Annotated in this window: 8 protein-coding genes; 5 read left to right on the top strand and 3 right to left on the bottom strand. The window is 68.3% G+C overall.

Annotation, left to right across the window (positions count from 1 at the left end):
• Positions 1-267 precede the first annotated feature (267 nt).
• The 4 genes from ACFQ9K_RS34380 (at position 268) to ACFQ9K_RS34365 (ending at position 8,918) form a co-directional block, all read left to right on the top strand.
• A complete protein-coding gene (locus ACFQ9K_RS34380) occupies positions 268-1,482 on the top strand; it encodes an acetyl-CoA C-acetyltransferase (RefSeq protein WP_378726961.1) in 1,215 nt (404 codons plus the stop codon).
• Between the two features lie 41 nt (positions 1,483-1,523).
• Positions 1,524-3,674: a 3-hydroxyacyl-CoA dehydrogenase NAD-binding domain-containing protein gene (locus ACFQ9K_RS34375; protein WP_378726963.1), complete on the top strand. Its 2,151-nt coding sequence runs from the start codon at positions 1,524-1,526 to the stop codon at positions 3,672-3,674.
• A gap of 122 nt (positions 3,675-3,796) precedes the next feature.
• Positions 3,797-4,903, top strand: coding sequence for an esterase-like activity of phytase family protein (locus tag ACFQ9K_RS34370; RefSeq protein ID WP_378719401.1), 1,107 nt, complete (start codon positions 3,797-3,799; stop codon positions 4,901-4,903).
• Between the two features lie 442 nt (positions 4,904-5,345).
• Entirely contained in the window at positions 5,346-8,918 is a 3,573-nt protein-coding gene (locus ACFQ9K_RS34365) for a protein kinase (protein ID WP_378719398.1), read from the top strand.
• An 8-nt stretch (positions 8,919-8,926) separates the two neighbouring features.
• Here ACFQ9K_RS34365 and ACFQ9K_RS34360 read toward each other — a convergent pair whose 3' ends face one another.
• Positions 8,927-10,243: a class I SAM-dependent methyltransferase gene (locus ACFQ9K_RS34360; protein WP_378719396.1), complete on the bottom strand. Its 1,317-nt coding sequence runs from the start codon at positions 10,241-10,243 to the stop codon at positions 8,927-8,929.
• Positions 10,240-11,703 carry an FAD-binding oxidoreductase gene (locus ACFQ9K_RS34355; protein WP_378719406.1) on the bottom strand — a complete coding sequence of 488 codons (1,464 nt, stop codon included), beginning with the start codon at positions 11,701-11,703 and terminating at the stop codon, positions 10,240-10,242. The genes ACFQ9K_RS34360 and ACFQ9K_RS34355 overlap by 4 nt, the downstream gene beginning before the upstream one ends.
• 207 nt (positions 11,704-11,910) lie before the next feature.
• Here ACFQ9K_RS34355 and ACFQ9K_RS34350 point away from each other — a divergent pair, with 207 nt between their 5' ends.
• Positions 11,911-12,345: an SRPBCC family protein gene (locus ACFQ9K_RS34350; RefSeq protein WP_378719395.1), complete on the top strand. Its 435-nt coding sequence runs from the start codon at positions 11,911-11,913 to the stop codon at positions 12,343-12,345.
• Between the two features lie 66 nt (positions 12,346-12,411).
• On the opposite strand, the gene ACFQ9K_RS34345 is transcribed toward ACFQ9K_RS34350, so the two are convergent.
• Positions 12,412-12,762: a VOC family protein gene (locus ACFQ9K_RS34345; protein ID WP_378719392.1), complete on the bottom strand. Its 351-nt coding sequence runs from the start codon at positions 12,760-12,762 to the stop codon at positions 12,412-12,414.
• Positions 12,763-12,767 lie beyond the last annotated feature (5 nt).

Raw genomic sequence — 12,767 nt, 5'->3', positions numbered from 1 at the left:
GTTAACCGGAGTTCGCACGCCACGGTAGTATGAACGGGTGGCCGTGAGCTCCGGTACGACGAGGTTCTATGGTATGCCCAGGCGTATGGGCGATCGGAACCTGCGTCCGCCGTCGCATGCCGCGTTTTGTACAGCGTCAGGACGGTCGGTCGCGGGACCGGTCGGCGAGGTTACCCGCTGCTGCCCCGCATCGCGCGGAGTAGCAGCACAGAGCGCTCGGACGGACGACGTCCGGCCGCCGCACCTTTAAGGAAGGAACACTCCGATATGACCACAGAGGCCTACATTTACGAGGCCATCCGCACTCCGCGCGGCCGCGGCAAGAAGAACGGCTCGCTGCATTCGGTCAAGCCGATCGACTTGACTGTTGGTCTGATCCAGGAGCTGCGCGGCCGCTTCCCGAACCTCGACGAAGACCGGATCTCGGATCTGATCCTCGGTGTCGTCAGCCCCGTCGGCGATCAGGGCATGGACATCGCCCGCACCGCGGTGACCGTGGCCGGCCTGCCGGACACCGTCGGCGGCTTCCAGCTCAACCGGTTCTGTGCCTCCGGCCTCGAGGCCGTCAACCTGGCCGCGCAGAAGGTGCGCTCCGGCTTCGACGACCTGGTCCTGGCCGGTGGCGTCGAGTCCATGTCCCGCGTGGCGATGGGCTCCGACGGCGGCGCGTGGGCGCTGGACCCGGCCACCAACTACGACACCTACTTTGTGCCGCAGGGTGTTTCGGCCGACCTGATCGCCACCATCGAGGGCTTCAGCCGCGATGACGTCGACGCCTACGCGGTGCGCTCGCAGGAGCTGGCCGCCAAGGCCACCACCGGCGGCTACTTCGCCAAGTCGATCGTCCCGGTCAAGGACCAGAACGGCATCGTCGTGCTGGACAAGGACGAGCACATGCGTCCCGGCACCACCGCCGAGGACCTGGCCAAGCTCAACCCGTCCTTCGCCGTGATCGGTGAGATGGGCGGCTTCGACGCGGTCGCGCTGCAGAAGTTCTACTTCGTCGAGAAGATCAACCACGTGCACCACGGCGGCAACAGCTCGGGCATCGTCGACGGCGCCGCGCTGGTGCTGGTCGGCACCGAAGAGGCGGGCAAGGCGTCCGGCCTGACCCCGCGGGCGCGCGTCGTCGCGACCGCGACCAGCGGCGCCGACTCCACCATCATGCTGACCGGCCCCACCCCGGCCGCCAAGAAGGCGCTGGCCAAGGCGGGCCTGACGATCGAGGACATGGACCTCGTCGAGATCAACGAGGCGTTCGCCTCGGTGGTGCTGAAGTTCCAGAAGGACCTGAACGTCCCGGACGAGAAGCTGAACGTCAACGGTGGCGCGATCGCGATGGGCCACCCGCTGGGTGCCACCGGCGCGATGATCACCGGCACCATGGTCGACGAGCTGGAGCGCCGCAACGGCCGCTACGCCCTGATCACCCTGTGCATCGGCGGCGGCATGGGCGTGGCGACCATCATCGAGCGCGTCTAAACCCCCAACCGACAGCTGAGAATAAAGGGAGACACAGAGCTGTGAGCGAAACCAACATGATCGGTTGGGAGCAGGATTCGGACGGCATCGTCACGCTGACGATGGACGACCCGAACCAGGGCGCCAACACGATGAACGAGCTGTACAAGACGTCGATGACCGCGACCGTCGAGAAGCTCGAGGCCGAGAAGGACAACATCACCGGCGTGGTGCTGACCTCCGCGAAGAAGACCTTCTTCGCCGGCGGCGACCTGAAGAACATGATCAAGGTCGGGCCGGACGACGGCCAGGGCGTGATGGACGAACTCTTCACCATCAAGGACGCGCTGCGTCGCCTGGAGACCCTGGGCAAGCCGGTCGTCGCCGCGATCAACGGCGCCGCGCTCGGCGGTGGCCTGGAGATCACCCTGGCGACCCACTACCGGATCGCCGCCGACGTGCCGGGCGTGCAGCTCGGCCTGCCCGAGGTCAGCCTCGGCCTGCTGCCCGCCGGTGGCGGCGTCACCCGCACCGTGCGCATGCTCGGCCTGCAGAACGCCCTCATGCAGGTGCTGTTGCAGGGCAACAAGTACCGCCCGGGCAAGGCCAAGGAAATCGGCCTGATCAACGAGGTCGTCGGCTCGATCGAGGAACTGGTCCCCGCGGCCAAGGCGTGGATCAAGGCCAACCCCGAGGGTGGCGTGCAGCCGTGGGACAAGAAGGGCTACAAGATCCCCGGTGGCACCCCGTCCACCCCGGCCTTCGCGGCGAACCTGCCCGCGTTCCCGGCCAACCTGCGTAAGCAGCTCAAGGGCACCAACATGCCGGCCCCGCGGGCGATCATGTCCGCCGCGGTCGAGGGCGCGCAGGTCGACATCGACAACGCGTCGCTGATCGAGTCGCGCTACTTCGTGCACCTGCTCACCGGCCCGGTCGCGAAGAACATGATCCAGGCGTTCTTCTTCGACCTGCAGTCCATCAACAACGGTGGCTCGCGGCCGAACGATGTGCCGAAGAAGGAGATCAAGAAGATCGGCGTGCTCGGCGCGGGCATGATGGGCGCGGGCATCGCGTACGTCTCCGCCAAGGCGGGCTACCAGGTCGTGCTCAAGGACGTCTCCATCGAGGCGGCCGAGCGGGGCAAGAACTACTCCGAGAAGATCGAGGCCAAGGCGCTCTCCCGCGGCAAGACCACCGAGGAGAAGTCCAAGGCGCTGCTGGACCGGATCACCCCGTCCGCCGACGCCAAGGACTTCGACGGCGTGGACTTCGTGATCGAGGCCGTCTTCGAGAACACCGAGCTCAAGCACAAGGTGTTCCAGGAGATCGAGGACATCGTCACCCCGGACGCGCTGCTGGGCTCGAACACCTCGACCCTGCCGATCACCGGCCTCGCGGCCGGCGTGAAGCGCCAGGAAGACTTCATCGGCATCCACTTCTTCTCGCCGGTGGACAAGATGCCGCTGGTGGAGATCATCAAGGGCGAGAAGACCTCGCCCGAGGCGCTGGCCAGGGTGTTCGACTACACCCTCGCGATCAAGAAGACCCCGATCGTGGTCAACGACAGCCGCGGCTTCTTCACCTCGCGCGTGATCGGCACCTTCGTCAACGAGGCCATCTCGATGCTGACCGAGGGCATCGAGCCCGCGACCATCGAGCAGGCCGGCCTGCAGGCGGGCTACCCGGCCGCGCCGCTGCAGCTGTCGGATGAGCTGAACCTCAAGCTCATGCAGAAGATCGCCAAGGAGACCCAGGAGGCCGCCGAGCACGGCGACACCACCATGGGCAAGAAGCGGCACCCGGCCCAGGACGTCATCGACTACCTGGTGTCCGAGGGTCGTCCGGGGCGCCTGGAGAAGGCCGGCTTCTACGACTACGACGAAGACGGCAAGCGCATCGGCATCTGGCAGGGCCTGCGCGATCACTTCAAGACCACGGCGGGCTTCACCGTCCCGCTGCAGGATCTGATCGACCGCATGCTGTTCATCGAGGCGATCGAGACCCAGAAGTGTTTCGACGAGGGTGTGCTGGAGACCACCGCCGACGCCAACATCGGCTCGATCTTCGGCATCGGCTACCCGGCCTGGACCGGTGGCGTGCACCAGTTCATCGTCGGTTACCCGGGTGGGCAGGCGGCGTTCGTCGAGCGCGCCGACTACCTCGCCAAGACCTACGGCGATCGCTTCGAGGTTCCGGCCTCGCTGCGTAAGTAGTCACCAACGGTAAAGCCCGCCACCGCGTTTCGCGGTGGCGGGCTTGCGCCGTTTCCGAGGTGGTTCGGCGGATTCGGGTGCTGTTCACCTGTTGGTACCGCATGATGGATAGCGTGGTCTTCGTGAGACGTGGACAGGCACGACGTGCGCAAACCCTGCTGGTCGCGGCCGTCGCGGTGGCGCTGGCCGCGGCACCGGCCGGCGCGGCGCCCGAGCCGGGCCACGGCGTCCGGCTGCTCGGCGAGCAGGTCGTCCCCAACGACCTGGACTTCCAGGGCACCAGGGTCGGCGGCCTGTCCGGCATCGACTTCGATTCGCGCACCGGCGATTACGTGCTGATCAGCGACGACCGCTCGGAGCGCAATCCGGCCCGGTTCTACACCGCCCGCTTCGCGGTGGGCGACAACGGCCTCGGCCCGGTGGAATTCACCGGCACCCGGCCGCTGCTGACCCCCGGCGGCACCGTGTACGGCCCGAAATCGCTGGACCCCGAGGAGATTCGGGTCGATCCGTGGACCGGTGACTACCTCTGGACGCAGGAGGGCGAGCGCACCGACACGGTGCTGGCCGATCCCTCGGTCCGGCTCACCCGTCCCGACGGAACCTTCGCGGGCGAGCTGCCGATCCCGGACAACGAACGGATGCAGCCTAATTCGGGTCCCCGGCAGAACCTGGCGTTGGAGGGCGCGACGTATGCCGCCGGTGGTTCGCTGGTGCTCACCTCGGTGGAAGCCCCGCTGCTGCAAGACGGTCCGCTCGCGACGACGACGTCGGGTGCGACCGCACGAATCACCGTGCAGACGCGAACCGGTCAGCTGCTCGCGCAATACCCGTACCGGATGGAGCCGGTCTTCGCCGAGTCCCGCCCGCAGCCCGACCTCGGCATGAACGGCATCGCCTCGATCCTGGCCGCCGACCCGGTCGATCCGGCGAAAATCCTTGTGCTGGAACGCTCTTTCGTCTTCGGCGTGGGCAACAAGATCCGGATCTACGAGGCCGATCTCAGCGCGGCCACCAATGTGCTGGACGCACCGCTCGGCACCGCCCGCCCGGCCGCCAAGCGCCTCCTGGTCGACCTGGCCGACGTCGGCCTGCGCAACCTCGACAATGTCGAGGGCATGACCTGGGGTCCACGCCTGCCCTCCGGCGAGCGCAGCTTGATCCTGGTGAGCGACAACAACTTCGCCGACAACCAGATCACCCAGTTCATCGCCCTCGCCGTCCGCTGAGACCGCGTGCGCGGCCAATTCGGCGCCCTGTTCGACGGCCGCCCGTGGGACACCGAACAGGGTCGAGGACGTGGTGGACGTCAGGATCCGCAGACCTCGCGCGCCCATCGCTGACCGCGTCCCACGCTCGGGCGCCGAGCCGGTCGCTGGGTAATTGCGCCCCTTCGCAACGACGGGCGGCAGAATGTAATGGACCGAATCTCGTTCCTGATCGCACCGGACACCGGGCCCGCGCGGACGCGCTGAGCTGGGCGAATCCGGGGGAAGGCCGAGGTGAAAAAGATCCTGTTCCGAAACTTCTCCCACCGGGCGCCGCGCCCGCGCTACGTTGGAGTATGCGCAGACATATCGGACATCGCGCGGGGTTACGGGTGATGTCCGTGCGTCGGCGCGCTTGTTGTTCGACGGTGACGCCGATTCGATGTGAGTTCGAGGTGGTCACGTGAAACCACGGACGCGTACGGGCGAGGTCGGCCCCGGCTCGACCCCGGCCGACTCGGATACCCAGCGCCACCCGCTCGTCGGGATCGCCGACGAGCTGGAGGCGATGGGCCTGTCGGAGGCGAAGGAGATCGGCCGGGGCGGCTTCGGCGTGGTCTATCGCTGTATCCAGCGGGCGCTGGAGCGGGTCGTCGCGGTGAAGGTGCTCTCCTCGGAGATCGAGGTGGAGAGCCGCGAGCGCTTCCTGCGGGAGGAACAGGCCATGGGCCGGCTGTCCGGCCATCCGAACATCGTCGACATCCTGCAGGTCGACGTCACGCTGAGCGGGCTGCCGTTCATCGTGATGCCGTACTGCACCCGCGGTTCGCTGGAGCAGGTCATCCGCGATCAGGGCCCGCTCACCTGGGCCGATTCCCTGCGAGCCGGGGTGAAACTGGCCGGCGCGATCGAGAGCGCGCACCGCGCCCAGATCCTGCACCGCGACGTGAAACCGGCGAACGTGCTGCTCAGCGGCTACGGCGAGCCGCAGCTGACCGACTTCGGCATCGCCAGGATTCCCGGCGGCTTCCAGACCTCCAGCAGCATGATCACCGGCTCGCCCGCCTTCACCGCGCCGGAAGTGCTCAAGGGCGACGACCCGACCATCCGGTCCGACGTCTACGGCCTCGGCGCGACGCTGTTCGCGCTGCTCACCGGGCATGCCGCGTTCGAGCGGCAGGCGGGGGAGAAGGTGGTCGCGCAGTTCCTGCGGATCACCACCCAGCCGGTGCCGGATCTGCGCGAGCACGACATCCCGCCGGACGTGGCCGAGGTGGTCCAGCGGGCCATGTCCATCGACCCCGACGAACGCCCCGCCTCCGCCTACGACTTCGGGCAGCTGCTGCGTGCGGTGCAGCGCGAGCACGACCAGATGCCCGACGAGATGGCGCTGCTGGAGACCATCGCCGCGCCCGAGCCGATGGCCCATCCGGTCGAATCCTCGGCCTCGACCAAGTCCAGGCCCGCGGTGACGGCGCGGCGCAGCTGGCCGCTGAAGCTGGGCTCGGTAGCCGAGCAGACCGGGACCGGCGGGTCGGCCACCACCCTGCCGCCGACCGCGGCCACCAAATTTCGGCCGCCGACCCCGGCCCGCGAGCCGGTCCCGCGCCCGCGCCTGCTGGACATCCTGCGTGACGGCGGCCGCCGCAGGCTCGCCGCGATCCACGCGCCCGCCGGCTTCGGCAAGAGCACCCTGGCCGCGCAGTGGCGCACCGATCTGACCGAGCGCGGCATTCCGGTCGCCTGGATCGGCGTGGATCAGGACGACGACAACGAGATCTGGTTCCTCGCCCACCTCGTCCAGGCGATCCGCCGGGTCCGCCCGGACCTGGGCGCCGGCCTGGACCAGGTGCTCGAGGAACGGCCCGCGGACGCGGCCGCCTTCGTCGTCTCGACGCTCATCGACGAGATCCATGCCGGCGGCAGCACCGTGGTCGTGGTGGTGGACGACTGGCATCGGGTCACCGACGCGGGCGCACACCGGGCGATGGAAGCGTTGCTGGACAACGGATGTCACCATCTGCGCTTCGTGGTGACCAGCCGGGAGCAGTCCGGCCTGCCGACCAGCCGGATGCGCGTGCACGACGAACTGGTCGAGATCGGCTCGGCGGCGCTGCGCCTGACCGTCGAGGAGACCGCGGAGATCCTGGTGCGCCACCACGGGTTCCCGTTGTCGCAGACCCAGGTCGAACAGATCCACGTGGCCACCGACGGCTGGCCCGCCGCCATCCAATTGGTCAGCCTGTCGCTGCGCGGCAACGCCGACCCGGACCGGCTGATCGCCCATCTGTCCGAGGGCAACCACGGCATCCGCGAGTACCTCGCCGAAAATGTCTTGGACACACTGGAACCCAGGATGCTCGACTTCCTGATGGCGATCTCGGTGACCGAGCGGGTGTGCGGCTCGCTGGCCGCGGCGCTGTCCGAGGACGCGGACGCCGAACGGCTGCTGGAGCAGGCCGAGCAGCGCGAGCTGTTCCTGCGCCGGATCGTGCACGACCCCGAGTGGTTCCGGATGCAGCCGCTGTTCGCCGAACACCTGCGGGCGCGGCTGGACCGCGCCCAGCCGGGCCGGTCGAAGTCGTTGCACCGCAAGGCTGCCCGCTGGTATGCCGAGCATCAGCTGTTGCGCAAGTCGGTCGATCACGCGCTGGCCGCCACCGATTTCAAGATGGCCCTCGACCTGCTGGAGACCGGCGGCATGGACCTGATCGACCGGTCCCGGCTGGCCACGCTGCTCGGCACCGTGTCGAAACTGCCGATGCAGCAGGTGGCCTCGCGGTCCAAGCTGTTGATGGCGGTGGCGCGGGCGAACGTGAACCTGCAGCAGTCCGGCGCGGCCCGCACGGCGCTCGGCCGGCTGTCCAACATCCTCGCCCGCGGCTCGGCCACCGACGAGGACGTGAACCGGCAGCGCTGCCAGGCCGCCGTGCTCGGCGCCGCCGACCAGATCGCCCGCGATCACACCGAGGGCGTGCTGGACCGGGTCGCGGAATGCCTGAAGACGCCGGACGGGCTGCCCGCCTGGACCGTGTCCACCGCGGCGAACCTGACCTCGTTCGTGCGGCTGTGCGAGTTCGACTTCGACGGCGCCAGGGAGATGCAGGACTGGGCGGCGGAATACCATGCGCGGTCCAAGGATCCGCTCGGCGCGGTCTTCGGGTTGTGCGGGCGCGGCGCCGCGGCCTACGAGCAGCTCGACATCCCCACCGCGACACAGTGTTTCCAGGAGGCATGGGAGGTCGCCAAGCAGCGGTCCGGTCCGCGCGCACACGCGGTGCGGGTGGCGGCCGCGATGCTCGGCGAACTGAACTACCGCCGTGGCGATCTCGGCCTCGCCGATCAATTGCTCGACGAGAGTCATCAGCTGGTCGCCCGGGTCGGACCGGTGGACTTCCTGATCTCGACGTTCGTCATCGGCGCCCGGGTCAAGGCGGTGCGCGGCGACTTGTTCACCGCCGCGGCCCGGCTCGACGAGGGCGCGCGCATCGCCCACGACAACCGGCTGTTCCGGCTCGCCGCGCACATCCGCGCCGAGCGGCTGCGGCTCGGCCTGCTCGACCCCGCGGACGAGCAGGCCTTCGACTCCGAATCACCCTCGGCGCCACTGCATGCCGGTCGTCGCCTGGCCGGCGCCGCGGTGCTCACCGCGGAGGCCGAGGAGGTCGCCGCGATCCGCACCCTGCTGGCTCAGGGCCGGTTCGGCGCGGACGATCGGGCGGTGCGCCGGGCCCGCGCCCTGCACGGCCGCATGCTCGACAAGGGCCGCCCCCGTGCGCAATTGGACGCCTCCCTGCTGCTCGCCGAATGCCTCGCCGCGTCGGGCTGGGTCGGCGAGGCCACCGGCCTGCTGCTGCCCGCCGCCGCCACCTGCGCCGGATTGGGTTGGACCAGGCCGTTACTCGACGCCGGCCCCGGCGTCGTCTCGATCCTGCGCATCCTGCGCGCCGAATTACCCACCGCCGCAGCACATACCGGAGACATAGAGCTGCCCGCCCGGTTCCTGGACGATCTCCTGGAAGCGGACGGGCAGTAACGCGCAGGCTACGGCTGCCACCAGGGCCGCAGGGGCACGGTCCAGTCGCCGTCCGCGGATAGTTTCACGCCGAGTACCTGGTGCAGCTGAACCACGTTGCGCTGGAAGCCGAGCCGGCAACCCGCCATGTACAGGCCCCACACCTTGGCGGTGCCCTCGCCGACCTCGGCGACGCACGCGTCCCAGTTCGCCACCAGGTTCTTGCACCATTCGTGCAGGGTCAGCGCGTAGTGCTCGCGCAGGTTCTCCTCGTGCAGCACCTCGAGGCCGGTGTTCTGGATCTCGGAGATGATCCGGCCGGAGCCGATCAGCTCGCCGTCCGGGAACACGTAGCGGTCGATGAAGTCGCCCGCCTTGGTGGTCCTGGTGTTGTCCGGGCGGGTGATGCTGTGATTGAGGAACAGGCCGCCGTCGCGCAGCTTGTTCTTCATGAACTCGAAGTAGTACGGGTAGTTGTGCACGCCGATGTGCTCGGTCAGCCCGATCGAGGACACCGCGTCGAACTCGCCCTCGGCGATGTCGCGGTAATCGGAGTGGCGCACCTCGGCCAGGTCGGACAGCCCCTGCTCGGCGATCTTCTGCTGCGCCCATTCGGCCTGCTCGGCGGACAGCGTCGCGCCGATCACCTTGACCCCGCGCTGGGCCGCGTAGCGCACCATGCCGCCCCAGCCGCAGCCGATGTCGAGCAGCCGGTCGCCTTCCTTCAGCCGCAGCTTCTCGAAGATCAGGCGATACTTGTTCTCCTGCGCCTGTTCCAGCGTCCAGTTCTCGTCGCCGTAACACGCACAGGTGTAGGTCATCGAGGGGCCGAGCACGTACTCGTAGAACTTGTTCGAGACGTCGTAGTGGTGGTGGATCGCCTCGGCGTCGCGAGTCTTGGAGTGGCGCAGGCCCTCCAGCGCGATCCGGCGCCAGCGCGGCAGCGTCTCCTGCGGCGGCGGCGCGATCGGCTTGAGCCGCTCCCAGCCCAGCGAGCGGGCGATGGTGACCAGCGCGAGCGCGGACGGGCGATGGAACTTCAGCCCGTCCATCGCCGCGAGGATGTCGTAGGGATCGCCGGGATGCACCCCGTCGGCGGTCATGTCGCCGGAAATGTAGGCGCGGGCCATGCCGAGATCGCCCGGCGCGGTGGCCAGATAGTTGATGCCGCGTGGCGTCTTGATGTCCAGCGCGTACTTCGAGTCCTCGGGACCGGTCGCGCTGCCGTCGTAGGCGGTCAGCCGGATCGGTACCTCGCCGTCGATCAGCGTCTCGAAGATCTCGGCAATGCTGAGTTTGGCCCCGAGGTCACTTAAGACGTCAGAACGGTCCTTGAATGTCGTCATTTGCGTTGCACCGCCTTCGCATACAAATCCAGCAGCCGCTGGTCTGGGTCGTAGCGTTTCTTCAATTCGGTGTAGGTATTGCCGCCGTACAGCGCCGCGAACTCATCTTTGTCGTAATAGGAATCCGAGTACAGCGACTTATGTCCGTCGAAGTCGGTCACGGTGCGCTCGATCGCACGGTTGGCCGCTCCTTCCTGCTGCCCGGGCACGGTGGGCACGGCGGACCAGAACCCGACGTTGACATACGTCCGGTTCGGCTCGAGGGGATAGAGCGGCCAGGTGCGCTCGGTGGTCGCGGGTGCGCCGGTATCGCGCAGCCGCAGCGGGCACAGCCAGATCGGCTCGATCGGGATCTCGCGCAGGAACCATTCGACGAAGTCGGCGGTGCGTTCGACCGGCACCTCGATGTCCTGCACGACGCGTTCGCGCGGCGGGTTGCCCTGGCGGGCCTCCAGCTTGTCGGCGATGTCGTATTTGTGGTCGAGCGCGATCAGCTTCCAGTAGAAGCTGCTGCGCCGGTAGCGCTTCGGCCAGAACCGGCGGATCTTCGGGTTCTGCGTGCCGAACGCGCGCGAGCACCAGAACCAGTCGGTGTCCCAGCGCCACAGATAGTCGTGGATGGTCAGCCGGTCGCGCTTGGGCACCAGGGGAGCGGAGTCACCCGGCGGACCGGCGTCGTGCTGGATGGACCGGTAGAAGATGTCCATGCCGGTGTAGTCGCTGACCGGGCCGGGCTCGTCGGTCTGCCGGCCCAGGGTCAGGTAGCTCTCGTCGGCGGTGAACACGACGCCGTCGAGGTAGTCCACGCGCTCGCCGGCGTAGGTCTGCTCCTCGACGATCGTGGCCAGCGTCCGCTCCAGCTCGCGCAGGTCGTGGAAGCGCAGGTGGCGCAGCGCGACGTAGGGCAGCACGGTTTCCAGCTCGATCTTCAGCCGGACCGAATAGCCGAGCGTGCCGTAGGAGTTGGGGAAGCCGCGGAACAGGTCCGCGTGCTCGTTGTCCGGGGTGGCGGTGATGATCTCGCCGCTGCCGGTCAGGATGTCCATCTCCAGCACCGACTCGTGCGGCAGGCCGTTGCGGAACGAGGTCGACTCGATGCCGAGGCCGGTCACCGCGCCGCCCAGGGTGATCGTCTTGAGCTGCGGCACCACGAACGGCGCGAGGCCGTACGGGAGCGTCGCGGCGACCAGGTTCTCGTAGGTGGTCATCCCGGCCACGTCGGCGGTTTTCGCCACCGGATCCACCGTGATCACCTGGGCCAGTCCGGATACGTCGAGGCCGGGCGCGGGGTTTTTCGCCCTGGCCCGGAACAGATTCGAGGTCTTCTTCGCCAGCCGCACATTCGCGTCCCGGGGAATCGCGCGATAACTCGCCAGGAGCCGGTCCACGCCGGCCCGATGCGCGGCAAACCCGGATTCATGTGCGGCCGGAGCGCGTCCGGCCTTCCCCAACAGACTCACTGCCACCCCTCGACGCTAGTACGCACCTGAGTGTGAGACCACCGCGAGGGCGGGGACTCGGGAGAAATGTCACGCATATGTTGCGAACCGGAATATCGACCGGCTCGGAGAAGTTCGCCACACGACTCGACCGGTATGCGGTGCGGTGGCCGCTACAGGGCAGGATGGGTACCGGTCGACATACCGTACCCGGACAAGGAGCTCATTGTGGGACAGGTCAGCGCCAGCAGTTCGATCGCCGTGACGGCGGATCCGAAGCGCACCCTCGAGGCCATCGCGGATTACGAGACGGTGCGGCCGCGCATTCTGTCGTCGCACTACCGCGACTACAAGGTCGTCGAGGGCGGCAAGGGCGCGGGCACCGTGGCCGAGTGGACGCTGCAGGCCACCGAGAAGCGCTCGCGCAACGTGCACGCGGTGGTGTCGGTGTCGGATTCCATTGTCACCGAGCGCGATTCGAACTCCACCATGGTCAACACCTGGACCGTGACGCCGGACGGCGCCGGCGCGCAGGTGAGCCTGCGCACCACCTGGCAGGGCGCAGGCGGCGTGGCCGGCATCTTCGAGGGCATCTTCGCCCCGCTCGGGCTGAAGAAGATCCAGGCCGAGGTGCTGGGCAACCTCGCGCGCGAACTCGCCTGATCCGCGGGACCTGACGAAGCACGCAGCCCGACCCCGCGTGCCGGGCTGCGTGCTCGGGTTCGGCGGCTACGCCGCGCCGATGTCGAACAGGTTGCCCTCCGGGTCGGCCAGCGTGGTCCACCGCGCGCCGTACTCGTCGAAGTCGCCGATGCGCTTGGCGCCCAGGCTGACCGCGCGCTCGATCTGCTGATGCCAGTCCTCGGCGTGGAAGTCGAGGTGGATCACGTTCTTGCCCGGCGTCTTGTCGGGCACCTGGATGAACATCAATATCGGTGCCGCACCGGCGGTCCGGCCGACGGTGGCGAAGTGCGCCGAGGCGTCCGGATCGACCGGCTGATCGAGCAACTCGGCCCAGAAGCCGGCGAGTGCGGCCGCGTCGTTGCTGTCGATGGTGACGTGCGCGAGTGACAGGGTCATGGGGT

Origin of the sequence: Nocardia sp. NPDC056564, assembly GCF_042793755.1 — a bacterium.
In the GTDB taxonomy this organism is placed as follows: domain Bacteria; phylum Actinomycetota; class Actinomycetes; order Mycobacteriales; family Mycobacteriaceae; genus Nocardia.
Note: the sequence above shows the minus strand (reverse complement) of the source record. Positions and strands in the feature narration are given on the sequence as shown.